21 protein-coding genes and 1 riboswitch are annotated in these 23,271 nt (G+C 70.7%); of the genes, 13 read left to right on the forward strand and 8 right to left on the reverse strand.

The window, feature by feature from the left end:
* The first annotated feature begins 15 nt into the window (after positions 1–15).
* The 7 genes from JOD31_RS12205 to JOD31_RS12235 all read left to right on the forward strand — a co-directional run bounded on the left by JOD31_RS12205 (position 16) and on the right by JOD31_RS12235 (position 8,186).
* Positions 16–960: an ABC transporter substrate-binding protein gene (locus tag JOD31_RS12205; protein ID WP_204950629.1), complete on the forward strand. Its 945-nt coding sequence runs from the start codon at positions 16–18 to the stop codon at positions 958–960.
* Between the two features lie 87 nt (positions 961–1,047).
* Positions 1,048–2,082 carry a quaternary amine ABC transporter ATP-binding protein gene (locus tag JOD31_RS12210; RefSeq protein WP_204950630.1) on the forward strand — a complete coding sequence of 345 codons (1,035 nt, stop codon included), beginning with the start codon at positions 1,048–1,050 and terminating at the stop codon, positions 2,080–2,082.
* On the forward strand, positions 2,079–4,100 hold the full coding sequence (locus JOD31_RS12215; RefSeq protein WP_204950631.1) for an ABC transporter permease: 2,022 nt from the start codon (positions 2,079–2,081) through the stop codon (positions 4,098–4,100). Before JOD31_RS12210 ends, JOD31_RS12215 begins: the two co-directional genes overlap by 4 nt.
* Positions 4,097–4,975, forward strand: a complete 879-nt coding sequence (locus JOD31_RS12220; RefSeq protein WP_204950632.1) for a choline kinase family protein — start codon at positions 4,097–4,099, stop codon at positions 4,973–4,975. Before JOD31_RS12215 ends, JOD31_RS12220 begins: the two co-directional genes overlap by 4 nt.
* A gap of 118 nt (positions 4,976–5,093) precedes the next feature.
* Complete coding sequence (locus JOD31_RS12225) at positions 5,094–5,858, forward strand: DeoR/GlpR family DNA-binding transcription regulator (protein WP_204950633.1); 765 nt, start codon at positions 5,094–5,096, stop codon at positions 5,856–5,858.
* A 199-nt stretch (positions 5,859–6,057) separates the two neighbouring features.
* Positions 6,058–7,644 (forward strand): methyl-accepting chemotaxis protein, encoded by a 1,587-nt coding sequence (locus JOD31_RS12230; protein WP_309299050.1) that lies wholly within the window; start codon positions 6,058–6,060, stop codon positions 7,642–7,644.
* A gap of 146 nt (positions 7,645–7,790) precedes the next feature.
* Positions 7,791–8,186, forward strand: a complete 396-nt coding sequence (locus JOD31_RS12235; protein WP_204950635.1) for a hypothetical protein — start codon at positions 7,791–7,793, stop codon at positions 8,184–8,186.
* 34 nt (positions 8,187–8,220) lie between these two features.
* Here JOD31_RS12235 and JOD31_RS12240 read toward each other — a convergent pair whose 3' ends face one another.
* Positions 8,221–9,378 (reverse strand): aminotransferase, encoded by a 1,158-nt coding sequence (locus JOD31_RS12240; RefSeq protein WP_204950636.1) that lies wholly within the window; start codon positions 9,376–9,378, stop codon positions 8,221–8,223.
* A gap of 426 nt (positions 9,379–9,804) precedes the next feature.
* On the opposite strand from JOD31_RS12240, the gene JOD31_RS12245 reads away from it, so the two are divergent.
* Positions 9,805–10,881 carry an ATP-binding cassette domain-containing protein gene (locus JOD31_RS12245; protein WP_204950637.1) on the forward strand — a complete coding sequence of 359 codons (1,077 nt, stop codon included), beginning with the start codon at positions 9,805–9,807 and terminating at the stop codon, positions 10,879–10,881.
* 7 nt (positions 10,882–10,888) lie between these two features.
* Here the strand turns inward: JOD31_RS12245 and JOD31_RS12250 are convergent, their stop codons facing one another.
* The 3 genes from JOD31_RS12250 to JOD31_RS12260 all read right to left on the reverse strand — a co-directional run bounded on the left by JOD31_RS12250 (position 10,889) and on the right by JOD31_RS12260 (position 14,305).
* Positions 10,889–12,619 carry a diguanylate cyclase gene (locus tag JOD31_RS12250; protein ID WP_204950638.1) on the reverse strand — a complete coding sequence of 577 codons (1,731 nt, stop codon included), beginning with the start codon at positions 12,617–12,619 and terminating at the stop codon, positions 10,889–10,891.
* 190 nt (positions 12,620–12,809) lie between these two features.
* Positions 12,810–13,535 (reverse strand): CHASE3 domain-containing protein, encoded by a 726-nt coding sequence (locus JOD31_RS12255; RefSeq protein WP_204950639.1) that lies wholly within the window; start codon positions 13,533–13,535, stop codon positions 12,810–12,812.
* Positions 13,532–14,305 carry an SDR family NAD(P)-dependent oxidoreductase gene (locus JOD31_RS12260; protein ID WP_204950640.1) on the reverse strand — a complete coding sequence of 258 codons (774 nt, stop codon included), beginning with the start codon at positions 14,303–14,305 and terminating at the stop codon, positions 13,532–13,534. Before JOD31_RS12260 ends, JOD31_RS12255 begins: the two co-directional genes overlap by 4 nt.
* Before the next feature lie 261 nt (positions 14,306–14,566).
* Here JOD31_RS12260 and JOD31_RS12265 point away from each other — a divergent pair, with 261 nt between their 5' ends.
* The gene (locus JOD31_RS12265; protein ID WP_204950641.1) at positions 14,567–15,433 is read left to right on the forward strand and encodes a DUF2189 domain-containing protein; all 867 of its coding nucleotides are present in this window, start codon (positions 14,567–14,569) and stop codon (positions 15,431–15,433) included.
* Between the two features lie 82 nt (positions 15,434–15,515).
* Here the strand turns inward: JOD31_RS12265 and JOD31_RS12270 are convergent, their stop codons facing one another.
* Positions 15,516–16,862: a PQQ-dependent sugar dehydrogenase gene (locus JOD31_RS12270; protein WP_204950642.1), complete on the reverse strand. Its 1,347-nt coding sequence runs from the start codon at positions 16,860–16,862 to the stop codon at positions 15,516–15,518.
* A 162-nt stretch (positions 16,863–17,024) separates the two neighbouring features.
* Here JOD31_RS12270 and JOD31_RS12275 point away from each other — a divergent pair, with 162 nt between their 5' ends.
* A complete protein-coding gene (locus tag JOD31_RS12275; protein WP_204950643.1) occupies positions 17,025–18,191 on the forward strand; it encodes a GGDEF domain-containing protein in 1,167 nt (388 codons plus the stop codon).
* A gap of 10 nt (positions 18,192–18,201) precedes the next feature.
* Here JOD31_RS12275 and ureG read toward each other — a convergent pair whose 3' ends face one another.
* The 3 genes from ureG to JOD31_RS12290 are packed head-to-tail and all read right to left on the reverse strand — an operon-like array spanning position 18,202 to position 19,970.
* Entirely contained in the window at positions 18,202–18,831 is a 630-nt protein-coding gene (ureG, locus tag JOD31_RS12280; protein WP_020186042.1) for an urease accessory protein UreG, read from the reverse strand.
* Entirely contained in the window at positions 18,828–19,523 is a 696-nt protein-coding gene (locus JOD31_RS12285) for an urease accessory protein UreF (RefSeq protein ID WP_204950644.1), read from the reverse strand. Before JOD31_RS12285 ends, ureG begins: the two co-directional genes overlap by 4 nt.
* Positions 19,524–19,970 carry an urease accessory protein UreE gene (locus JOD31_RS12290; RefSeq protein WP_204950645.1) on the reverse strand — a complete coding sequence of 149 codons (447 nt, stop codon included), beginning with the start codon at positions 19,968–19,970 and terminating at the stop codon, positions 19,524–19,526.
* Positions 19,971–20,268: 298 nt separating this feature from the next.
* Positions 20,269–20,376: riboswitch (guanidine-I (ykkC/yxkD leader) on the forward strand.
* Between the two features lie 99 nt (positions 20,377–20,475).
* Between JOD31_RS12290 and JOD31_RS12295 the strand changes: the two genes are divergently transcribed.
* The 3 genes from JOD31_RS12295 (at position 20,476) to JOD31_RS12305 (ending at position 23,208) form a co-directional block, all read left to right on the forward strand.
* On the forward strand, positions 20,476–21,534 hold the full coding sequence (locus tag JOD31_RS12295; RefSeq protein WP_204950646.1) for a putative urea ABC transporter substrate-binding protein: 1,059 nt from the start codon (positions 20,476–20,478) through the stop codon (positions 21,532–21,534).
* 91 nt (positions 21,535–21,625) lie between these two features.
* Positions 21,626–22,447, forward strand: a complete 822-nt coding sequence (locus tag JOD31_RS12300) for an ABC transporter permease (RefSeq protein WP_204950647.1) — start codon at positions 21,626–21,628, stop codon at positions 22,445–22,447.
* A complete protein-coding gene (locus JOD31_RS12305) occupies positions 22,444–23,208 on the forward strand; it encodes an ABC transporter ATP-binding protein (protein WP_204950648.1) in 765 nt (254 codons plus the stop codon). The genes JOD31_RS12300 and JOD31_RS12305 overlap by 4 nt, the downstream gene beginning before the upstream one ends.
* Positions 23,209–23,271: the final 63 nt, after the last annotated feature.

The raw sequence follows: 23,271 nt of genomic DNA on the forward strand, positions 1-23,271 counted from the left end.
CCGAGGAGGACCGACATGCGACGCATTCTGACGAGCCTGATCGCGGCCAGCGCGGTGGCCTTCGCCTCCGCCGCGGCCGCCGCCGCGCCCGAGTCCAAGGACCCGATCAAGATCACACTGAACGATTGGACCGGCCAGCTCCTCACCGCGCACATCATGGGCGGCGTGCTCGAGAAGGCCGGCTACACCGTCCAGTACGTGCCGGCGGACTATCTCGCGCAGTTCGCGGGGATGCGAACCGGCGACCTCACCGTCGCGATGGAGGTCTGGGCGACCACCGCCAAGGAGGCGATGGACGCCGCGATCGACGCCGGCGGCGTGGAGAACGTCGGCGAAACCGGCATGCAGGCGCGCGAGGACTGGTGGTACCCGTCCTACATGAAGGAGAAGTGCCCCGGCCTGCCGGACTGGAAGGCGCTGAAGGACTGCGCCGAGGCCTTCTCGATGCCCGAGACCGCGCCCAAGGGCCGCTACCTCGGCGGCCCCGTGACCTGGGGCGGCTACGACGAGGAGCGCATCCAGGCGCTCGACCTGCCGTTCGAGGTGGTGCACGCCGGCACCGACGCGGCCCTCTTCGCCGAGCTGAAGAGCGCCTATGAGCGCAAGGCGCCGGTGCTGCTGTGGATCTACGCGCCGCACTGGGCCCCCATCAAGTACGAGGGCGAGTGGGTCGAGTTCCCGAAGTACGAGAAGGCCTGCTACGAGGACCCCGCGTGGGGCTCCAACAAGGAGGCCAAGTACGACTGCGCCAAGCCCGTCGGCCCGATCTACAAGGCGGTCTGGACCGGCATGAAGGACAAGTGGCCGACCGCCTACAAGGCGGTGAAAGCCTACGCCTTCGACAACAAGGGCATCGGCGAGCTCGCGGCCCGCGTCGACATCGACGGCGAGAAGGTCGAGGCGGTCGCGGCCGACTGGGTGGCCAAGAACGAGGCCGTCTGGAGCGCGTGGCTGAAGTAGGCTCTTCGCCTCGATCGTAACGCGTGTCCCCGCCCGGCGTCGCAGGATCCGGGCGGGACGTGTCAGCAGCCGTCGCGGGAGCTGTCGATGAGCCACCCCATCCTCGCCTGCAGAGGCGTCGCCAAGCTCTACGGAGCCAAGGCCTCGCGCTTCGTTCGCGACGGGCGTTTCGCCGGCGCGCCGGAGGAGCTTTCGGCCGCGGGCGTCGTCTCCGCCGTCCGCGACGTCGACCTCGAGATCGCCCGCGGCGAAACCTTCGTGATCATGGGGCTGTCGGGATCGGGCAAGTCCACGCTGGTCCGCTGCCTCTCCGCCCTCACGCCCCCGAGCGCCGGGGAAGTGCTGTTCGAAGGCAAGAACCTCAACGCGATGGCCGAGGGCGACCTCCTGCAGATCCGCCGGCACCAGATGGGCATGGTGTTCCAGAACTTCGCGCTGCTGCCGCATCTTACCGTGCTCGGCAACGTGGCCTTCCCGCTCGACGTGCAGGGCGTGAGGAAGGCGGAGCGCGAGGCCAAGGCGCTGGAGATGATCCGGCTCGTCGGCCTCTCCGGCCGCGAGGGCCGCTTCCCGCGCGAGCTCTCCGGCGGCCAGCAGCAGCGGGTCGGCATCGCCCGCTCGCTCGCGGTGAAGCCCGACCTCTGGTTCCTCGACGAGCCGTTCTCGGCGCTCGATCCGCTGATCCGCCGCGAGATGCAGGACGAGGTGCTGCGGCTGCAGGGCCTGCTCAAGAAGACGATCGTCTTCATCACCCACGACTTCGATGAGGCGGTGCGCATCGCGGATCGCATCGCCATCATGAAGGATGGGCGCATCGAGCAGATCGGCACGGCCGAGGAGCTCGTGCTCCACCCCGCGACCGACTACGTCCGCGCCTTCACCCAGGAGGCGCCGCGCGCCAAGATCCTGACCGCGCGCGCCGTGATGGCCCCCGCGCCGTCCGGGGCCGATTTCGCCGGCCGCGTCGAGGCCCGCGCGCGCATCGCCTCCTTCGCCCACGAGGTCGAGGCCGCCGACCGGCCCTTCGCCGTGGTCGACGGCGGCGCGGTGATCGGGGTGGTCGACCGGCTCGCGATGATCGACGTTCTGGTCGGCCGCGAGCGGAAGGCCGCCGCGGCATGAGCGTCGCCGCCGCGACGCATCCGGCGCCGGCGCCGCGTGCGGGCGTCCCCCTGCTGCGCTTCGCCGTTCCGCTGGCGCTCGTCCTCGTCACCGCGGTCCTCGTCTCGCTGCCGACGAGCGCGCTGCCGGCCTGGGCGTGGAAATACCCGCTTGCATGGCAGGCGCCGCTGCCGGCGTGGATCTCGGCCTTCATGAAATGGCTGATGGAGACCGCGTCACTCGGCCTGTTCACCGTGCGCGACCTCACCCGCGGCGTCGCGAGCGCGCTCGACGCGGTGCTGTTCGCGGCGAAGGCGGTGCTCGCGACCGGCGTCGTGCAGGGCGCGGGCGCGAGCGCGACGACCATCGCGCCGCCGATCCCGTGGTTCGCGATGATCCTGGCGAGCTCCGCCGCGGCCTACGCCGTCGGCGGGCGCAGGCTCGCCTTCGGCATGGCGGCCGGGCTGCTGTATCTCGCCGTCTTCGGCCAGTGGGCGAGCGCCATGATCACGCTCGCCTCGGTGCTGGTCGCGAGCGTGATCGGGGCGGCCAGCGGCCTGCTGATCGGCCTCGCCTGCGTCCGCTGGCGAACGCTCGAGCGGCTGATGTCGCCGCTGCTTGACATGGCGCAGACCATGCCGGTCTTCGCCTACCTGCTGCCGATGCTGATCCTGTTCGGCTTCGGCCCCGCCTCCGCGATGGTCGCGACGGTGATCTACGCCCTGCCCCCGATGGTGCGGGTGACGATCGTCGCGATCCGCGCCGTCCCGGTGGAGATCCGCGAGCTCGGGATCATGTCCGGCTGCACCCGGCGCCAGATCACCTGGAAGATGCTCGTGCCGAGCGCGCTGCCGGCGCTGATGGTGGGCGTGAACCAGGTGATCATGCTCTCGCTCAACGTCGTCATCATCGCCTCGATGATCGGCGCCGGCGGCCTCGGCTGGGACGTGCTGGCGGCGCTGCGGCGGCTCGACATCGGCGGCGGGCTGGAGGCGGGCCTCGCCATCACGGTGCTCGCCGTGCTGCTCGACCGCTTCGCGCAGGGGATGGCGCAGCGCGCCGAGCGCGTGGCGAAGGAAGACGGCGCCGGGGCGGGCGGCCGGCGTCTCGCGGTGAGGGCCGCGCTCGTCGCCGCGCTCGGTCTCTGGATCGCCGCGGCGGTCTGGCCGGAGATCGCGCTCTACCCCAACGGCTGGAAGCTCTCCACCGCGCCGTACTGGAGCCAGCTCGTCAGCTGGATCAACGTCAACTTCTTCAGCGTGCTGGACGCGATCCGCACCGCGGCGCTCGTCAATGTGCTGACGCCCGTGAAGCGCTTCATGCTCGCCCTGCCCTGGCCCTGGGTCGTGGCGCTGGTCACGCTCGCCGGCTGGCGGCTCGGCGGACTCCGGCTGGCGCTGACCACCGGCGCGATGACGCTGTTCCTGGCGGTCGTCGGCCTGTGGCAGACCTCGATGCTGACCGTCTACCTCTGCGGGGTCGCGGTGGTCATCTCCCTCGCGATCGGCGTGCCGATCGGCGTGGCCGCCGCCAATCGCCCTCGGCTGTGGCGCGTGGTCGAAGCCGTCATCGACACGCTGCAGACGCTGCCGGCCTTCATCTACCTGATCCCGATCGTGATGCTGTTCCGGGTCGGCGACTTCACCGCGCTGATCGCGATCGTGCTCTACGCCGTCGCGCCGGCGATCCGCTACACCGCCCACGGCGTGCGCCGCGTACCCGTCGCGCTGATCGAGGCGGGCCAGATGACCGGCTGCAGCCGCCGGCAGCTGCTCACCCGCATCCGCCTGCCGCTGGCGGCGCCCGACATTCTGCTTGGCCTCAACCAGACGATCATGCTGGCCTTGTCCATGCTCGTGATCACCGCGCTCGTCGGCACGCGCGATCTGGGCCAGGAGACTTACATGGCGCTGTCGAAAGCCGACGTCGGCCGCGGGCTGGTCGCCGGCGTCTGCGTCGCCTTCATCGGCATGGTGGCCGACCGGCTGATCTCGGCGGCCGCCGAACGCCTGCGCCGGCGCACGGGGCTCGCCGCGTGACGACGACCGCGCTCGACCGCATCCGCGCGCTGCCGCTGTGGACGGGCAAGGTCGACCCGCAGCCGCTCGCGGGCGGCATCACCAACAGCAACTTCATGGTGGAGGACGGCGGCGCACGCTTCGTGGTGCGGCTCGGCGAGGACATCCCGGCGCACAACGTCATGCGCTTCAACGAGCGCGCGGCGGCGCTGGCGGCGGAGCGCGCCGGCGTCTCGCCCGCGCTGCGCCATTTCGAGCCGGGCCTGATCGTCATCGACTACATCGAGGCCCGCACCTTCACCGAACAGGACGTGCGGGACCACCTGCCGCGGGTGGCCGAGCTGGTCCACCGCGCCCACCGGGAGGTGACGCGCGAGATCCGCGGGCCGGCGCTGGCCTTCTGGACCTTCCACATCCTGCGCTCCTACGTCCACGCCCTGCGCAACCGCGCCCACCGGCTGGCGGGCGATCTCCCCCGCTACGCGGCCGTCGCCGAGCGGCTCGAGGCGACGCTCGGACCCACCGAGATCGTCTTCGGCCACAACGACCTGCTGCCCGGCAACTTCCTCGACGACGGCGAACGGCTCTGGCTGATCGACTGGGACTACGGCGGCTTCAACACGCCGCTGTTCGACCTCGGCGGCCTCGCCTCCAACAACGGCTTCAGCCCGGCGCAGCGCGACGAACTGCTCGCGATCTACTACGGGCGCGCGCCCGACGACCGCCTGCGGCTGCGGCTGCAGGCGATGCTCGTCGCCTCGCTGCTGCGCGAGGCGCTGTGGAGCATGGTCTCCGAGAGCGAGTCGAGGATCGACTTCGACTACCGCGCCTACACCGCCGAAAACCTGGCGCGGTTCGAGCGGGCGCACGCCGAGTTTGAGGCCATGGCCGGCTGAACCCGCGCATCGCCACGCAATCCGGCGCCCGGTACGACGTTTTGGCTGTCGGCGACGAGGCTTTGCGCCTAGGTTCTGGGGAAAGCGTCGCCCCGCTCAGAGCCCCGCGAGACCTGCAATGTCGCTGAAGCGCCAGAACGACATCCTGCAGGCCGTCCGGGCGAACGGCAGCTTCAGCATCGCCGAGCTCGCCGTGCGGCTCGCGGTCTCTACCGAGACGATCCGGCGCAACGTCCAGCCGCTGATCGACGACGGCGCCCTGCTGCGCTTCCATGGCGGCGTCATGCTGCCGGAAGCGGTGGACGAGCCGCCGTTCCAGCGACGCATGCAGGTGAACCACGAGGCCAAGTGGGCCCTCGCCCGCATCGTGCGCGATCGGGTCCGCGACGGCGACAGCCTGATCCTCGACAACGGCACGACCTCCGCCTACGTCGCCGATGCGCTCGCCTCGCACTCCCGCCTGACGGTCGTCACCCATTCGGTCCAGATCGCCTATCGCCTGGCCTCGCGGAACGGCAACCGGGTGTTCTTCGCCGGCGGCGAGCTCTCGGGCGAAGACGGCTCGGCGATCGGCCCCTCCGCGATCGAGTTCGTCCGGCAGTTCCAGGTGCGCTACGCCTTCATCTCGGTCGGCGGCATCACGCTCGGCGGCGAACTCGGCGATTTCCATCTGTTCGAGGCCGAGTTCGCCCGCGCGGCCCTGCAGCAGGCGCAGGAGACCTGGATCATCGCGGACGCCACCAAATTCGGCCGCGAGGCCCCGGTAAAGGTCTGCCAGCTCTCGGCTGTCGACGCGATCGTGTCCGACGGCGCGCCGCCGCCCGAGTTCGCGGCGAAATGCCGGGCCGGCGGCGTCCGCGTGCTGACCCCGCAGACGGGATAGCCGCTGCATTGTCGTACGACAATAATACTTGGATACACGGACTTATTAACTGTTTACGGACAGATTATCGCGCTTAAGAGATGTCCGTAGACAGGCAAATTCCATGCTGGCGAAAGTAAATATTCTTTATAAGTTGACGGCCGTCATCGCCCTGATCGGCGCCGTGATCGCTGGCTGCATATGGTTTGCGGCGTCGCAGATGACGTCGATCGACGACAGCTACCGCGCCTTCATCGCCCAGGAAACCAAGGCGGCCTCTTCGGCCCGCCGGGTGAATCGCGCCGTCTTCGAGATGAACTACGCGCTCTATCGCGCCATCGCCGAGACGGAAACGGCGCAGGTCACGGCCGCGGAGGCCCGTTTCGCGGCCGCCAAGGCGCTCGGCGCCCAGATTCTGACGAGCATCCGCGACCAGGCTCCGTCGTTTGCAGGAAGGGTGGACGATCTTCAGAAGAACTTCGATCTGTTCTCGACGAGACTGACGAAGGCTTGGGAGCTATCGCGCACGGATCAAACCCAGGACGCGCTTAACATGGTGCATCGCGAGGTAGATCCGGTCTTCGAGGAGCTCACGCAGTCGTCCACGAAGCTGGGCGACGACATCGCGGCCTATGTCGACGAGGGCTCCGACAGGTTGAACGCTCAGACGAACTCCACCCGCTGGACGCTGATCTCGGTGAGCGGAGCCGGCGTGCTTGCGGGCTTCGCCATCGCTGTGATGGTCGTCTTGAGCATCACGAAGCCGCTCGGCCGTCTCGTGGACGTGCTGCAGCGGATGGCCCGCGGAGATGTCGGCGCGTCGATCGACGAGGCACGTCGCGGCGACGAGATCGGCGCGGTCGGACGCGCAGTCGAGGGCATTCGCGAGATGGTGGCGACAAAAGCCGCCGAGGACGCGGAGCGTCAGCGCATCGCGGCGGACGCTGCGGCGCAGGAGCGCAAGCGCACGTCGATGAAGCTCGCAGACGACTTCGAGAAGGCGATCGGCGGCGTGGTCAACATGGTGTCCTCCGCCGCGACCGAGATGCAGGCGACAGCCCAGCAGCTCACCGCGACCGCCCAGCAGACCTCCTCGCAATCCGCCGTCGTCGCCTCGGGAGCCGAGGAGGCCGCCGCCAACGTCACCTCGGTCGCGGCGTCCGCCGAGCAGCTCGGCGCCTCGGTCAGCGAGATCGGCCGGCAGGTCGAACGCTCCGCCCACATGTCGCACTCGGCGGTGGGCGAGACCGAGCAGACCGCGGCGATCGTCTCCGAGCTGTCGGAGGCCGCGGCCCGCATCGACGGCATCGTCGCGATGATCTCCGACATCGCCGCGCAGACCAACCTGCTGGCGCTGAACGCCACCATCGAGGCGGCGCGCGCGGGCGAAGCCGGCCGCGGCTTCGCGGTCGTGGCGGCCGAGGTCAAGGAGCTCGCCAACCAGACGGCCAAGGCGACGGCGGAGATCGGCCAGCAGATCTCCGGCGTCCAGCTCACGACCGGGCGCGCGGTGAAGGCGATCGAGGCCATCTCGGGGACGATCCGCGACATCAGCGAGACGGCGACCGCGATCGCCTCCGCCGTCGAGGAGCAAGGGGCGGCGACGCAGGAGATCGTCAAGGCGGTCTCCCAGGCCTCCGTCGGAGCGGGCGAGGTCACGGCCAACATCGCCGGCGTCTCCCGCGCCGCCGACGAGACCGGCGCCGGGGCGAGCCAGGTGCTCTCCGCCGCATCCGAACTCGCGACCCAGTCGGAGACGCTGCGCCACGAGGTGCAGACCTTCCTGGCGGGCGTGCGCGCCGCCTGAGAGGCCCCCTCCGCTCGAACCAGAACGCCTGGGCTCGCGCCCAGGCGTTCTGCGTTTTCACAGGACCCCGTCGGGCGGCGGGCTGGACGGGCGGCTTCCGCGCCCCACGTCGAAACGCGACCCGCTTCCGCCCAGAGGACCCGACGATGGCCGCTCTCATCCCCACCCCGTCGCGCCGCGACGCGGAGATCGCCTCCACGGCGCTCGGCTGGCTGACCCTCGCCCTCGCGGCGGTGGAACTGGCCGCCCCGGGCCGGCTGTCGCGCTCGCTCGGCCTGTCGGCGAACCACCAGTTCCTGAAGGGCTTCGGCGCCCGCGAAATGGCGACCGGCGCGGGCCTGTTCGGCTGGCGGCGGGGCCGCGGACGCTCGCTGTGGATCTGGGCGCGCGTCGCCGGCGACGCGATGGACATCGCGACGATCGCGCCCGCGCTCGGCCGCGACAACCCGAAGCGCAAGGCCGCGATCGCGGCCTTCGCGGTCGTGGTCGGCGTCACCCTCGTGGATGTGCTCTGCGCCCGCGCTCTCGACGACCGCGACTAACGCCGAGGGCCATCGCCCCGCGCGGAGAGACCCGTCACCGCAAAAATCGACCGAGCCGCTCCAGCGCGGCGTCGAGCACCGCGTCATCCTTGGCGAAGCAGAACCGGGCGACGGTCGTCACCTTGTCCTCGGCGTAGAACGCCGAGAGGGGAATCGCGACCACCCCGCCCTCGCGCGCCAGCCGCGCGCAGAAGGCGACGTCGTCGGTCACGCCGAGCGGCGCGAGGTCGATGTTGAGGAAGTAGGTTCCCTGCGTCGGAAGGGCTTTGAAGCCGGCGCTCGCGAGGCCCTCCGCGAACCGGTCGCGCTTGGCCTGCAGCCCCGCCCGCATGGCGTGGAACCACGCGTCCTCCTTGCCCAGCCCATAGGCCACTGCGGCCTGCAGGTTGGGCGGGGTGGTGAAGGTGAGATACTGGTGAGCCTTCGACAGCGCGCCCATCAGCGGCGGGGGCGCGCAGACGAGGCCGACCTTCCAGCCGGTCATCGCGAAGATCTTGCCGGCCGAGCCGATCTTCACCGTGCGGTCTTTGAGCCCTTCGACGCCGAGCGCGGAGACGTGGGCCGCGCCGTCGAAGGTGACGTGCTCCCAGACCTCGTCCGAGATCACCACCACGTCCGTCCCCTCCACCGCGCGGGCCACCGCCTCCAGCGTCTCGCGGCCATAGACGGCGCCCGCGGGGTTGAGCGGGTTGTTCAGCAACACGGCCTTCGTGCGCGGGCCGATGGCGGCTTTCAGCGCGGCCTCGTCCAGCCGCCAGTCCGGCGGCGAGAGCTTCACGAACCGCGGCGTCGCGCCGGCCCGCAGCGCGAGCGGCAGATAGGCGTCGTACATCGGCTGCAGCAGCACGACCTCGTCGCCGGGCTCGACCAGCGCGAACAGCGCGCCGGCGAGCGCTTCGGTCGCGCCCGAGGTCACCATCACCTCCGCATCGGGATCGAGATCGAGCCCCTGCCAGCGGGCATAATGGGCGGCGGCGGCGGCGCGCAGCTCCGTCAGCCCCATCATCGGCGGGTACTGGTTCCAGCCGTCGACAACGGCTTCCGCCGCCTTCGCCCGCACGTCGGCGGGACCGGGGCCGTCGGGAAAGCCCTGGCCGAGGTTGATCGCGCCGGTCTCCCGCGCGAGCCGGGACATGGTTTCGAACACGGTGACGGGCAGGTCAGCGAAGACGGGGTTGAAGCGAGGCGACATGCTGGGGAGCGACACGCGGGACTTGGAGAGATCGAGAAGACGGCCGGGGAAGCGGACGCCTAGCTTACGCGACTTCAGGCCGGCGTCAACGACGGCGCGGCTCTTCGCGGGGAGCCCCTGGGGTCTATCGCCGAATTCCAAATGATCGTAGTTACAATCTACAAAATCTATATGATTTTCGATTGACCTTTTTCGACGCGGCGGGCATGGTGCCGGCTAACGGCCGCATCGCGCGAAGCGTCGTCGCTTCGCCAACGCGTAGCGCCGGCTCCTGCGCCTTCCGGACGACGACCGGGGACACGCCGAATGACGACCCCGTCGAAACGCGGATGCTGTTGACGAGTACGTCGTAAGGCGCTGTCGCCGCGCGCCGCGTCTCCTCTAGAATGCATGTCGCCGGCGCGAACGCCGGCCTCGAGGCCCGCCATGAACGTTCCTCTCCGCGCTGCGCCGCTCGCCGCGGCGCCCGAGCCCTCGGTCGTCGTTCCGTCGGACCACATCCTGTTCGAGGACGTGCGCCTGACCTACCGCGCCAGCGACGGCGCGGAGATCGTCGCGCTCGACGGCGTCAGCTTCTCGGTGCCGCGCGGCGGCGTGGTCGCGGTCATCGGTCCCTCGGGCGCCGGAAAGTCGTCGCTGCTGCGGCTCGCGGAAGGCCGCGAGCGCCCGACTGCGGGCCGCGTGGAGATCGTCGCCTCGGGCGGCGCCGCGCCGTCCGTTGGGGTGCTCGCGCCGCACGCCGCCCTGGATCCCGACCTGACCCTCGCCGAAAACCTGGCCGCGCCGCTCCGCCGCTCCGGCCGGCCGGAGCCGGAAATCGCGCGCGAGATCGAACAGGCGCTCCACTACGCCGGCCTCGACGACGAGCGAAACCGGCGGCCCGGCGAGCTCGCCACCGGCGAACGTCGGCGCGCGGCGCTCGCGCGCGCCCTCTCCGGCGGACGCGACGTGCTCCTGCTCGACGAGCCTACCTCCGCCCTCGATCCCGACAGCGCCCAGGAACTGCTCGCCGCTGTGACGCGGGCGAGCGAGGAGCGCGGCGCGACCGTGCTGCTTGCGACCCACGACATGGCGGCCGTGACGACGCTCGCCGGCGCCGTCGTCGTCATCGATCAGGGCCGGGTGGTCGAGACCGGCCGCACCTCGCGCATCTTCTCACGACCCGAGCACCGGGTGACGCGCCGGTTCGCGGCCGCAGCCCCCGGCGCCGCTCTCCCGCCGTTCCTTCGGGGAAAGCTCAAGACCTCTCCCTCGCCGCAGGGCAAGGCGCTGCTTCGCCTCGGCTTCGAAGGCCCCGCCGCGACGCGGCCCGTCCTCACCCATGTTGCGCGGGAGCTCGGCTTCGACCTCGGCATCGTCGCGGGCTCGATGGGGGCGCTGAGCGGCGACCCTTTCGGCGTCCTGATCGTCGCGGCCCCGTCCGACGAGCCCTACTTCACGGCGGCCGTCGAGCGGCTCGAGGACAACGGTCTGGCGGTCGAGACGCTCGGCTTCGTCAGCTGACGGGGCTTCAGGCGACCCGTCCCGCCGCGCCGAAGAAGCGCCACGTGCCGCGGCCCGCCTTCTTCGCCGCGTAGAGCGCCCGGTCGGCGCGGACCACGAGATCGTCGTCGACCTGCGCCCCGACGCCCGCGACCGCCACGCCGATCGAAACGCTCGGCGTCACCTCGAAGCCGACGCCGAAGACGGGCTCCGCGAGCACTGCGCAGAGGCGCTCCGCCAATGTGTCGAACTCCGCCGCCGTCTGGCCGGAGGCGATGATCGCGAACTCGTCGCCGCCGAGGCGCGCGACGAGGTCGTCGGCGCGGGCGGAGGTGCGCAGGCGGATCGCCGTTTCCTGAAGCAGCGCGTCGCCGGCGGCGTGGCCGAAGGTGTCGTTCACCTGCTTGAAGTGATCGAGGTCGATGAGCACCACCGCGATGCGCCCCCCCATGCGGTCGAGCCGCGCGGAGGAGCGCAGGAGCCCCCGTTCGAACACGCCGCGGTTGGCGAGGCCGGTGAGAGGGTCGTGGGTCGCGAGATGCTCGAGCGCCTGCTCGAGGTTCTTGCGCTCGGAAATGTCCGTGAGGGTGCCGACCGCGCGCACCGCATGGCCCTGCGCGTCACGCTGGACAATCTTGCCGCGATCGAGCACCCAGACCCAGTCGCCGGTCTTGTGGCGACACCGCATCTCCGCTTCGTAGAACGCGGTCTGGCCCGCCGCATGGGCGCCGAAGGCCGCCCGCGCCTTCGCGAGATCGTCGGGGTGGACCAGCGCGTCCCAGGCGCTCGCGCGGGCGAACTCCGCCGGCTCGTAGCCGAACATCCGGCACGCTCTGGGGCTGAAGAACCCCTCGCCCATCGGCACGTGCCAATCCCAAAGACCGTCGTTCGCGCCTTCGAGCGCGAAGGCCAGACGCTGGGCGTCCCGATCCAGCGCCGCGAGCTCTCGCCGGCGCTCCGACATGATGACGGCGACCAGCAGCGCGGGAACGGTGGTGAGCGCCAGCATTGCTTGAAGCGGCAGCAGGACCGAGGAGCGGTTCAGGTCCGTCACGTCGGGCCAGAAGTCGAAAAACGCCGCGCCGGTGACGCAGACGGCGAAAATGGTCGCGGTGAGCGCGGTCGCGAACGCGCCGAAGCGCAGCGCGAACCACAGCAGCACGGTCGCGCTCAGTTCGATCAGCGCTAATTCGCCCGTGATCGGCACGAGCACGCCGGCGACGGCGAGCGCGATGGACGCCGCGCCGAGCTCAAGCCTGCGCAGCCGACGACGGCGCGTGTCCTTCCGCCGGGTCCCCCACCCGCCGAGCCGGGCGGCGAGCCGCTCCCGCCGGAGGCGCCAGAACAGGAACGGCGGCACCAGCAGGATGAAGTTCACCGCCTCCACCAGCCACCAGGCCACCGTTGCGTGAAGCGGGTCGGCGGCCGCCTGGACCGACGCCGTCGCGACGCCGCCGATCAGCGCTCCCGGAATCGGCGCGGCGGCGGCGACGAAGAACAGGCGCACCACCTTGCGCACCGTGGAGTGAGCCCCTGTCCCGACCTTCGTCCAGCGCAGGCCGATGCAGGTCGTCAGCACGGTCAGCCCATTCGCGACGCCGTGCACGGCCGAGAAAAGCAGCTCCCCGTCGAGCGCGTAATGGACGGACGCGTTGGCGAGGCCGATGGCGCAGACCTCCGGCCATGGGCGGGGGCGACCCCAAACGATGAGCATGCCGATGGCGACGGCCGTGGCGGGCCACACCACGGCGACGCCCATCTGGCGTCCAAACACCAACGTGGCGTACGCAAGACCGCCGTAGACGCACGTGAGCGCTACGATATCGACCGCGCGTTTAGCCCCGGATCCCACCATGGAGCGAGCGACCCTTCTGCACATACCCGCGGCAGGATAGCCTGAACGCTCTTAGGATTGGTTGATTGATCACTTCAAACAGCGAACAAGCCGATCATGGCTCGTTCATGGAGTGTGGACCAGCGGCCTTGCGAGCCTCCCCCGCGCGCCTCAGCTGACGCCGGCGCCAGGCCGCGACAAGCAGGGTGGCGGCGACGCGCCCCGCGAGCGAGAGCGCGGCGCCGAGCGCCGCAATCCAGACGATCGCCCGCTCGATCCGCGCCGTCTCCTGCGACCGGCGCGCCAGCAGGTCGCGTTCGGCGCGGTCCATGGCGCCGACGATGGCGCGAAGCTCGTCCATGGTGCGCTTGCCGTCGTCGGTCGCGACCGCCGCTCGCGCGGCGTCGTAGCCCTCGGTCGCGCGCAGGTCCGTCGTGCGGGCCAACTCCTCGAGCTTGCGCGCGGAGACGCGCGTCGCCGCCGCCAACCGTTCGCTCTGCTCGGCGCTGTCGGCGACGAGATCGCCCAGCGCCGCCAAGGCCGCGGGCTCCGCCGCCACGGCCGCCTCGTAGGGCCGGAGGTAGCCGCGGTCGCCTGTGATCACGTAGCCGCGCTGGCCGGTCTCGGCGTCCTGGAGCACCGACAGCAGCCGGTCGATCGCGAGCAGCACGCGGTAGGTGTGGACGACGAGGTCGCGCTGGTCCCGCACCGCCTGATTGTAGCGCCAGGACAGACCTGCCGCGGCGGTCATCGCCAGCGCGAGCGGCAGCGCGGCGATCAGCATCGCCGGCGTCACGAGACGGGCGAGCCGCCGCAGCACGCCCATCCCGCCCCCGGTCAACCCCGGTTGACGTCGAAGGCGGAGAAGGCCTGCTGCGTCGGCATGACCTGCAGCCGGTTGATGTTGACGTGGCGCGGCAGCGTCGTCGTCCAGAAGATCGTCTCGGCGACGTCGTCCGCCGTCATCCCCTCCATCCCGGCGTAGACGTTCGACGCCTTGTCGACGTCGCCCTTGAACCGGGTGAGCGAGAATTCGGTCTCGACCATGCCGGGCTCGATGTTGGTGACGCGGACCTTCTTGCCCTGCACGTCGGAGCGCAGCGCGAGCGCGAACTGCTTCACGAAGGCCTTGGTGCCGGCATAGACGTTGCCGCCCGGATAGGGGTAGTCGCCCGCGACCGAGCCGATGGTGACGATGTGGCCGCCGTCGCGCGCGATCAGGCCCGGCAACGAAGCCCGCACGGTGTTCACGAAGCCGGTGACGTTGGTGTCGATCATCGTATGCCAGTCCGCAATGTCCGCGGTCTGCGCCGGGCCGAGGCCGAGCGCGAGGCCGGCGTTGGCGATCACCACGTTGACGTTCCTGAACGCCTCCGGCAGGCCTTCGAGCAGCGCTTCGGTCGCCGGGAGATCACGGACGTCGAGGGCCGCGACGTGCAGCGCGTCGCCGAGCTCGGCCTTGAGCGCGTCGAGCCGCTCGACGCGCCGGCCCGTCGCCACCACCTTGGCGCCCTCCGCCACGTAGCGGCGCGCCAGCGCCTCGCCGAAGCCGGAGGTCGCCCCGGTGATGAGCACGACGAGGGTCTTGGGGTCGATCAGGGCGTAGGACATCGGCGGGCGTCTCCAGACGGCGGCCGGCCGCGCGCGTGCGCCGCCGGTTCGGAACCGATCGCCGAGATAGCGCAGCGAGAGCCCCGCGCCAACGTCGCGGCGCGCGGGGCGCCCGCGCGATTTCTGCTGACGCCTGAAGTCATCGGGCGTAGCCTTCGATCCAAAGGGAGTTCGCGGCGCGTTCGTGACTTCTGATCAACTGTCACGTTCGGCTTGCTCACACGCAGCGGCTCCCGACACAACGTCAGGGAGGGTACGAACATGACCGGAGCTATCCGGAATCCCCTGCAATGGGGCGTCGACGGACTGGGCGAAAGCGTCGAGGCCTTCGGGGCCGCCAACCACAGCCTGCGACGGCCCGCGACGGAGTGCGAGACCACGCGGCCGCGCGTGCGCAGGATCGGCCTCGGCGATCTCGGGATCGCGCTCCGCCTCGGGCTCGACGACTTCCTCGCGGCGCGCACCGACGTGCTGTTCATCGGCCTGATCTACCCGCTCGCGGGCCTCATGCTCTGGGCGATGACGCTGCACGAGAACATGATCCCGCTGCTGTTCCCGCTGACCGCGGGCTTCGCGCTGATGGGACCGTTCCTGGCGCTTGGTCTCTACGAGCTCAGCCGGCGCCGCGAGGCGGGCGAGATCGCCACATGGGAAGCAGCGATGGGCGCCTTCGCCACCCCCTCGGGCGGCGCGATCCTCCGGCTCGGGCTGATCCTCACCGCGCTGTTCGCGGCCTGGCTGCTGACGGCGATGGCGATCTACGCGAGCATCTATGGATGGGAGACGCCGACCTCGCTCCGCGCCTTCGCGGAAGACGTGCTCGGCACCCGTCGCGGCGGGGAGCTCATCCTCTACGGCTGCGGCGCCGGCTTCCTGTTCGCGCTCGCGGCGCTGTCGATCAGCGTGATCTCGTTCCCGCTGCTGCTCGACCGCAAGCTCCGCGTCCGCACCGCCGTCGGCGCCTCGGTGCGCGCGGTGGCGAAGAACCCGGTTCCCATGCTCGCCTGGGGCGCGCTGGTGGCGGCCCTGCTCGTGCTCGGGTCGCTGCCGCTGCTGATGGGGCTGATCCTGGTGCTTCCGATCCTCGGGCACGCGACCTGGCATCTCTACCGCCGCGTCATCGTCTGACGGGGCCCCGAAACGACGAAGGCCGCGCGTCCAGTGGGACGCGCGGCCTTTGAACGAGAGCGGCGGCGTGGGAGGCCGACCGTTACCGGGAGGCGGTCGCGGCCCCGGCCGTCACGCGCCACACCTTGTCGCCGACGTCGTCGGCCACCAGCAGCGCGCCGGCCTTGTCGAAGGCCACGCCGACCGGGCGGCCCCAGGCCGTGCCGTCGGTCATGAACTCGGTCAGCACGTCCTTGGGTTCGCCGGCGGGCTTTCCGCCCGAGAACGGCACGAAGATCACCTTGTAGCCCGACGGCGGGTTGCGGTTCCACGACCCGTGCTGCCCGACGAAGGCGCCGTTGCGGAAGGCCTCCGGCAGCGCCGTCCCCTCGACGAAGGCGAGGCCGAGCGAGGCGGTGTGCGGCCCGAGCGCGTAGTCCGGCTTGATCGCCTTGGCGACCAGCGCCGGCTGCTGCGGCTGCACCCGCTCGTCCACGTGCTGGCCATACCAGCTGTAGGGCCAGCCGTAGAAGCCGCCGTCCTGCACCGAGGTCATGTAGTCCGGCACGAGGTCGGAGCCGATCTCGTCGCGCTCGTTGACGGCGGTCCAGAGACGGCCGTCCTCCGGGTTCCAGGCGAGGCCGTTGGGGTTGCGAAGACCGGAGGCGAACAGACGCGAGGTCTTGGCCGCGGGATCGACCTCGAGGATCGCCGCGCGGTTGGTCTCATGCTCCATGCCGTTCTCGGCGACGTTCGAGTTCGAGCCGACCGTCACGTAGAGCTTCGCCCCGTCCTTCGAGGCGATGACGTTCTTGGTCCAGTGGTGGTTGATCGGGCCGCCCGGCAGGTCCACGACCTTCTCCGGCTTGGCCGTGATCTCGGTCGCGCCTTCCGCGTACTGCACCGCCACCAGCGCGTCGGCGTTCGCCACGTAGAGCCGGTCGCCGACCAGCGCCATGCCGAAGGGCGACATCAGGTCCTTCATGAAGACCGTCTTCACCTCGGCCTTGCCGTCGCCGTCCGCGTCGCGCAGCAGCATGATCTTGTTGGGGCTCTCGACGCCTGCGCCGGCCTGGCTCTTGACGAGGCCCGCGACCGCGTCCTTGGCCCGGGCGAACAGGCCCTTCTGCCCGGCGCCCTCGTCCTTCGGCGGCGCGTTCGACTCCGCGACGAGGATGTCGCCGTTCGGCAGCTTGTAGAGCCAGCGCGGATGGTCGAGCCCTTCGGCGAACGCCGTGACCGTGAAGCCCGGCGCGGCCTTTGGCGTCTTGCCCTCGGGCCAACCCTTGGCGTCGGCGACCTTTACGGTCGGGATCCAGCTCTGCTTCGGCTGGGAGAGCACCGGATCGGGCCCGTAGGTCTTCGCCAGGGGGACCGTCGCCTCCTCGCCGCAGGCCGCGAGCGATAGGCATGCGACGGACAGCAGAAGGGCTTTGGAGTGGGGAAGCATGTCAGGGCCTTTCAAGGCGCGCGACGGCGTATCCCCGACGCGACGCAAGGGGAACTCAAGGCGGAAACGTGGCGGGCCGAAGGAGGTTCCGCACATGCACGACGGCGTGATGACCGCCCGGCATCGCGACACGCGCGCTTCGTTAATGCGATGTCCTTTACTATGCGCCGATCTAACGCCGGCCCCTATCCCGACCGCATGTTTCCGACGCCCGACTTCAACACGCTCCGCCTTTGCAGTCTGGTCGCGAGCGTCGCCTACGCCGGGGTGTTTCTTTCGCTCTGGCGCGGCCGCGCCAGCGAAAGCCACCTGCTGTACTGGGCCACGAGTTCCGCGGTCTACGCCGGCGTCCTGATGACATTTCCGGCAGTGGAGGATCTCGCCTCGCCCCTGCCCGGCGCGGCGTTGTTCGCCATCGTCGCCGTCAGCAACACGCTGCTGCACGCGGGCGCGCGGCGGTTCGACGAGCGAACGCCCGTCGTGTGGTGGATGGCGCTGCCGCCGCCGCTCGCCGCCATCGGGTACGCGACGCCGGCGTTTCTCGGTCCGATCCCGGGCGTGACCGCCAAGGCCGCGATGGAGACCGGCGCCGCGTTGGGACTGACGGTCAGCGTGACGATGACCGGCCTCGCCCTGCTGTTCGAGCGCCAGGCGACGCCCATGATCGGGCGCCGCATCGCAGGCGTCGCGATCCTCGCTTACCTGCCGAGCTACTTCGTCGGCATGGCGGCCCAGTTCTACGCCGGCTGGTTCGAGAAGGCCTCCGCGGTGCTGGCGTTGCTGTCGGATCAGGCGCTTCTGGTGGCCATGTACGTCGGCCTGATCGCCATGTCCGGCGAGCGCGCGCAGCAGGCGCTGCGCGAGGCGGCGCTGCGCGATCCGCTCACCGGCGCCTGGAACCGCGCCGCGCTTGACGCCAGGAGGTCGGAGCTGGCGGCGGCCCAGTCCGCCGTCATCCTGATCGACGTCGACCAGTTCAAGGCGATCAACGACCAGCACGGCCACGCCGCCGGCGACGCCGTGCTGGCGGCCTTCGCCGCGGCGGTGATGGCGCTGAGCGTCGCCGCCCGGGGCGCGACGCTGGTCCGGCTCGGCGGCGACGAGTTCATGGCGGTGCTGCCGCGGGCGACCCCGCTCAGAACGCAGCGGTTCGCCGAGCAGGTGCTGGCCGCGGCGAGGGCCGGCGCGCCAGGCCTTCCGGCCTGGACGGTGAGCGTCGGCGTCAGCGCGGTCGACATCCACGAAACCGACCTCGCGCCGGCGATGGCTCGCGCCGACCTCGCGCTCTACCGGGCGAAAGCCCGCGGCCGCAACTGCGTGGCGGCCTGACGTCCGCCCCTCACGCCGCGGCGCGGGAGAGCCCGCCGGCCTCCGCGATGAAGCGCAGCACCCGGTCGAGCCCCTGCCCCGTCTTCATGTTGGCGAACACGAAGGGCTTGCCGCGCCGCTGGGCGGTCGCGTCCCGGTCCATCACCTCGAGGCTGGCGCCGACCATGGGCGCGAGGTCGATCTTGTTGATCACCAGCAGGTCGGAGCGCGTCACGCCCGGACCGCCCTTGCGCGGGATCTTGTCGCCGGCCGAGACGTCGATGACGTAGATCGTGAGGTCGGCGAGCTCGGGCGAGAAGGTGGCCGCGAGGTTGTCGCCGCCGCTCTCGATCAGGATCAGCTCCAGCCCCGGAAATCGCGCCACGAGGTCGTCGACCGCCGCGAGGTTGATCGAGGCGTCTTCGCGGATCGCGGTGTGCGGGCAGCCGCCGGTCTCGACGCCGAGGATGCGCTCCGGCGCGAGCGCCCCCGAGCGGGTGAGGAACTCGGCGTCCTCCTTGGTGTAGATGTCGTTGGTGATCGCCGCGAGGTTCACCCGGTCGCGCAGGCTTTTGCAGAGCGCGTCCATCAGCGCGGTCTTGCCGGAGCCGACCGGACCGCCGACGCCGACGCGCAGGGGGCCGTGGGGAGATGCGGTCATGTGCGGAACAGCCTCGTGCGTTGGGTTTCGTGACGCATGGACGCGATGTCGGAACGGAACGCCGCGCCGGACACGTCGTCGAGCGGCGTTCGCGCCGCGCGGGCGGCCGCCGCGAGCACCGCCGGCTCCAAAGCCGCGAGCGCCTTGAGCCCGTCGGTCTGGCCCAGCGGCACCAGCCGCACCGCCGCCGAGATCAGATTCGCGACGCCCGCGTGCAGGAAAGCGGCGAGCGCGGGATCGCGCGGCAGGCCGTGACCGGCGCTCGCGAGCGCCACCGCGACGGGATAGGCGACCGGACCGTCCCAGCCCCGGGCCAAGTCGAGCGCTGAGGTCGGCGCCGAGGCGCGGATCGCGGTGAGGAACGCGGTCCCTTGCGCGAAGCTCTCGAGCCGCCGTTCGCGCGACGGCTGGAACGCCGCCGCAAGCTCGGCCACGGCGACGAGCCCCGCGGCGTCGCCCTCGGAGACCGCGTCGTGGGCGCGGGCGAAGAACACCGCGTCAGACCCGAGCCCGCCGTGCTCGAGCAGCGCGTCGAGCCAGTCGACGAGCGCCGGGCGGGTCGTGACATCGCCGGTCTCGACCGCCCACTCCAGCCCGTGGCTGTAGGAGAAGGCGCCGATCGGGAAGGCCGGCGACAGCCAGGTGAGCAGCTTCAGGAGGCCGGCGTCGGCCGCGTCGATCCGCGCCAGCATCTAACCGTGGCCGTGGGCGTGGTAGGCGCCGCGTTCCGGGGTGAAGGGACGCGTCACCTCCGTCACCGTCGCGCCGAGCCCGCGCGCCATGTCGGCGAGCACGTGGTCCGGCTCGATGTAGATCGCATCCTCGCGGATCTCCGCCGGCGTGTGGCGGTTGCCGACGTGCCAGGCGAGCCGCGCAAGGCGGAGCGGCGACGCGGCGGTGATCGCGAGCAGCGGCTGGGCCGCGGCCCTCACCAGCACGAGCCGTCCGTCCTCCAGCGTGAGCGCGTCGCCGTCTTCGAGGGCCATCGGCTTCTCGAGGTCGAGCAGCACGTCGAGCCCGCCCTCGCAGGCGAGCGCGATGCGGCGGCGCTGGCGGCCTTCGTGATCGAGCGTCACGACGTCCACGGTCCGCTCGGGGCGCACGGCGGCGCGGCGGAGAACGGAGACGGCGCGGATCATGGGGCTTCTCGACCAGGGAACGGGATGCGGGAGGGCGCGACTATGGCGGAGCGGCGGCCGGCCTGTCCACGGCGCCGAGGGCGCGGATCACAGGCGAGCGCCGCCTACAATTTAGGCGTCTGCCGCAAGTTGGGCCGTCCGTCCGCGTGCCGCCCCCCGGCCGGGACCTGTAGCCCCGGCCGGTCCGGATCGACGCTCGAACATCTTCCCCCGCGGGGCCGTTGCGTTTGCGGGTCCCGACCGACGGCGCGGACGCCTTTGGGCTTGCCCATGGCACGCGCCTTGCTGCAAGCTCGGGGTGCAGTGCGTCTAGGGTTCCGGCCGTCCGATCAGGGCGGCGCTGGTCCGAGAGACGCACTCTCCGCCAGCATGCGGGGAGACACGGCGGGGCAAAATCCCGGGAGGTCACTGCACGGGTTCGTCGCCGCGAACCGACCTCCATGATTCGTGCGCGGCGGACTCCGAGGACACCACGGCCCACATGGCCGACCGAGGAGCGTTCCGCATGCTACGCAGGCTCATCGCCGCTCTCGCCCTCTCCGCGACCATCTTCGCGCCCGCCGCCGAAGCCGCGCCGAAAAAATCCTTCGAGGTCGCCTGGACGATCTACGTCGGCTGGATGCCGTGGCCCTACGCGGCCGACAGCGGCATCGTGAAGAAGTGGGCCGACAAGTACGGCCTCGACATCAAGGTCACGCAGATCAACGACTACGTGGAGTCGATCAACCAGTTCACCGCCGGCAAGTTCGACGGCGTGACGCTGACCAACATGGACGCGCTGACGATCCCCGCCGCCGGCGGCGTCGACACCACAGCCCTCATCGTCGGCGACTTCTCCAACGGCAACGACGGCGTCGTCTCGAAGACGGCGAAGTTGGTCGCCGAACTCAAGGGCAAGAGCGTCAACCTCGTCGAGCTCTCGGTCTCCCATTACCTGCTGGCCCGCGCGCTGGACGGGGCGGGTCTGGCCGAAAAGGACGTCAAGGTCGTCAACACCTCCGACGCCGACATGGTCGCCGCGTTCAAGGCGCCGGACGTCGAGACCGTCACCACCTGGAACCCGCTGCTCGCCGAAGTGAAGGCCGAGCCCGGCGCGACCGCGATCTTCGACTCCTCCAAGATCCCCGGAGAGATCATCGACCTTCTGAGCGTCAACACCGAGACGCTCAAGGACAACCCGGACTTCGGCAAGGCGCTGGTCGGCATCTGGTACGAGACGCTCGCCCTGGTCGTCGACCCCGGCGAGAAGGGCAAGGCCGCGCGCGAGGCCATGGGGAAGCAGTCCGGCACCGACCTCGCCGGCTTCGAGGCCCAGCTCGCCGCGACAAAGCTGTTCGCGACGCCGGCCGAAGCGGTGGCCTTCGCCGAGAGCCCGGAGATCGTGAAGACGATGGATCTGGTGCGCACCTTCTCCTTCGACCACGGCCTCCTCGGCGAGGGCGCGAAGTCGAAGGACGCGGTCGGCATCGGCTTCGCCGGCGGCAAGACGCTCGGCGACGCGGGCAACGTGAAGCTGCGGTTCGACCCGAGCTTCATGAAGATGGCCGCCGACGGGAAGCTGTGACGGCGCAGCGTCTTCGCGCCGTCTCCGTCGAACGATCCCGGATCGGCCGTCGGCCGTCCGGGATGACGGCCTGATCCCAAGGGGAGCCCCCATGCGTCGCGCCATGAACATCCGTCCGAGCCCGGGCGGCCGCCTGCTGCTCGCGATCATCCCCTTCGTGCTGCTGGCGCTCGTCTACGTGCTGGGCTCGGCGGAGCGTCGGGCGGTCAACCCCAACGACAAGCTGCTGCCGCCCTTCTCCGAGATGGCGACCACCGCGACGCGCATGGCGACCGAGCCGGACAAGCGCACCGGCGAGATCACACTGGTCGCCGACACCGCCGCCAGCCTGCAGCGGCTCGCGCTGGGGCTCGGCCTCGCCACGCTGATCGGCCTCTCGCTCGGCGTCGCGATCGGGATCCTGCCGGTCGCCAACGCCGGCGGCGGCCCGCTGGTCGGCGTGCTGTCGATGATCCCGCCGATGGCGATCCTGCCGATCCTGTTCATCGTGTTCGGGCTGGGCGAGGTGTCGAAGGTGGTGCTGATCGTGATCGGCATCACGCCCCAGATCGTGCGCGACATCGCGATGACCGTGCAGGCGATCCCGGTCGAGCAGCTTGTGAAAGCGCAGACGCTGGGCGCCTCCACCTGGCAGACCGTGGTGCGGGTCGTCCTGCCGCAGGCGCTGCCGCGGCTGATCGAGGTGGTGCGGCTGCAGATCGGGCCGGCGTTCCTGTTCCTGATCGCGGCCGAGGCGATCGCGGCCGACAGCGGGCTCGGTTACCGCATCTTCCTCGTCCGCCGCTATCTCGCGATGGACGTGATCCTGCCCTACGTCGCCTGGATCACGCTGCTCGCTTTCATCATGGACTGGGCGCTCGCCAAGCTGTCGCGCTCGGCCTTCCCCTGGGCCTACGCGGGAGAACGCCGATGAGCGCGATCTCCGTCCGCGACGTCTGGGTCGAGTTCGGCGACCAGATCGTCATCGAGAACCTCAACCTCGACATCGCCTCGGGCTCCTTCGTCTCCGTGGTCGGCCCCTCCGGCTGCGGCAAGAGCACCTTCCTGCGCATGGTGCTGGGCCAGGACCGTCCGACGCGCGGGAGCATGACGCTCGATGGCAAGCCGCTGCCGGACGAGCCGGGCGCCGACCGCGGCGTGGTGTTCCAGCGCTACTCGGTGTTCCCGCACCTCACCGTGCTCGGCAACGTGCTGTCGGGCTACGAGTTCGCGCAGTCCCCGCTGCTCGGGAAGCTGTTCGGCGCCAAGCGCCGGGCCGCGATCGAAAAGGCCGAGGAGCTGATCGTCGCCGTCGGCCTCGGGGCCCATCGCGACAAATATCCGAGCGCCCTGTCCGGCGGCATGCAGCAGCGCCTCGCCATCGCCCAGGCGCTCGCGAAGGACCCGAAGGTGCTGCTGCTCGACGAGCCCTTCGGCGCGCTCGACCCAGGCACCCGCGCCCAGATGCACGCGCTGCTGAAGCCGCTGTGGGCGCGGCTCGGCATGACCGTGATCATGGTCACCCACGACCTGAAGGAGGCGTTCACCCTCGGCACGCGGGTGATCGCCTTCGACAAGACCCGCCATGATCCGCAGGCCCCCGGCCGCTTCGGCGCCCGGATCACCTACGACCTCGACCTCACCCGCGACGTCGCGGTGCCGGTGCTGGGGTTCGAGAAGAGGGCTGCGGAGTGATGCGGGGCGACAGGTCGCTCTCCGATGACTTCGCCGCAGCGGGCGCGGGGATCCCTCCTCACG

Origin of the sequence: Methylopila capsulata, from assembly GCF_016907975.1 — a bacterium.
Classification (GTDB): domain Bacteria; phylum Pseudomonadota; class Alphaproteobacteria; order Rhizobiales; family Methylopilaceae; genus Methylopila; species Methylopila capsulata.

Coding starts and splice junctions, on each gene's coding strand:
- JOD31_RS12230 (WP_309299050.1), top strand. CDS start 6,058: ATGACGTCGATCGACGACAGCTACCGCGCCTTCATCGCCCAGGAAACC.
- JOD31_RS12225 (WP_204950633.1), top strand. CDS start 5,094: ATGTCGCTGAAGCGCCAGAACGACATCCTGCAGGCCGTCCGGGCGAAC.
- JOD31_RS12290 (WP_204950645.1), bottom strand. CDS start 19,970: ATGATCCGCGCCGTCTCCGTTCTCCGCCGCGCCGCCGTGCGCCCCGAG.
- JOD31_RS12240 (WP_204950636.1), bottom strand. CDS start 9,378: ATGTCGCCTCGCTTCAACCCCGTCTTCGCTGACCTGCCCGTCACCGTG.
- JOD31_RS12245 (WP_204950637.1), top strand. CDS start 9,805: ATGAACGTTCCTCTCCGCGCTGCGCCGCTCGCCGCGGCGCCCGAGCCC.
- JOD31_RS12210 (WP_204950630.1), top strand. CDS start 1,048: ATGAGCCACCCCATCCTCGCCTGCAGAGGCGTCGCCAAGCTCTACGGA.
- JOD31_RS12215 (WP_204950631.1), top strand. CDS start 2,079: ATGAGCGTCGCCGCCGCGACGCATCCGGCGCCGGCGCCGCGTGCGGGC.
- JOD31_RS12270 (WP_204950642.1), bottom strand. CDS start 16,862: ATGCTTCCCCACTCCAAAGCCCTTCTGCTGTCCGTCGCATGCCTATCG.
- JOD31_RS12260 (WP_204950640.1), bottom strand. CDS start 14,305: ATGTCCTACGCCCTGATCGACCCCAAGACCCTCGTCGTGCTCATCACC.
- JOD31_RS12265 (WP_204950641.1), top strand. CDS start 14,567: ATGACCGGAGCTATCCGGAATCCCCTGCAATGGGGCGTCGACGGACTG.
- JOD31_RS12300 (WP_204950647.1), top strand. CDS start 21,626: ATGCGTCGCGCCATGAACATCCGTCCGAGCCCGGGCGGCCGCCTGCTG.
- JOD31_RS12205 (WP_204950629.1), top strand. CDS start 16: ATGCGACGCATTCTGACGAGCCTGATCGCGGCCAGCGCGGTGGCCTTC.
- JOD31_RS12235 (WP_204950635.1), top strand. CDS start 7,791: ATGGCCGCTCTCATCCCCACCCCGTCGCGCCGCGACGCGGAGATCGCC.
- JOD31_RS12250 (WP_204950638.1), bottom strand. CDS start 12,619: ATGGGCGTCGCCGTGGTGTGGCCCGCCACGGCCGTCGCCATCGGCATG.
- JOD31_RS12285 (WP_204950644.1), bottom strand. CDS start 19,523: ATGCTGGCGCGGATCGACGCGGCCGACGCCGGCCTCCTGAAGCTGCTC.
- ureG (WP_020186042.1), bottom strand. CDS start 18,831: ATGACCGCATCTCCCCACGGCCCCCTGCGCGTCGGCGTCGGCGGTCCG.
- JOD31_RS12275 (WP_204950643.1), top strand. CDS start 17,025: ATGCGCCGATCTAACGCCGGCCCCTATCCCGACCGCATGTTTCCGACG.
- JOD31_RS12305 (WP_204950648.1), top strand. CDS start 22,444: ATGAGCGCGATCTCCGTCCGCGACGTCTGGGTCGAGTTCGGCGACCAG.
- JOD31_RS12295 (WP_204950646.1), top strand. CDS start 20,476: ATGCTACGCAGGCTCATCGCCGCTCTCGCCCTCTCCGCGACCATCTTC.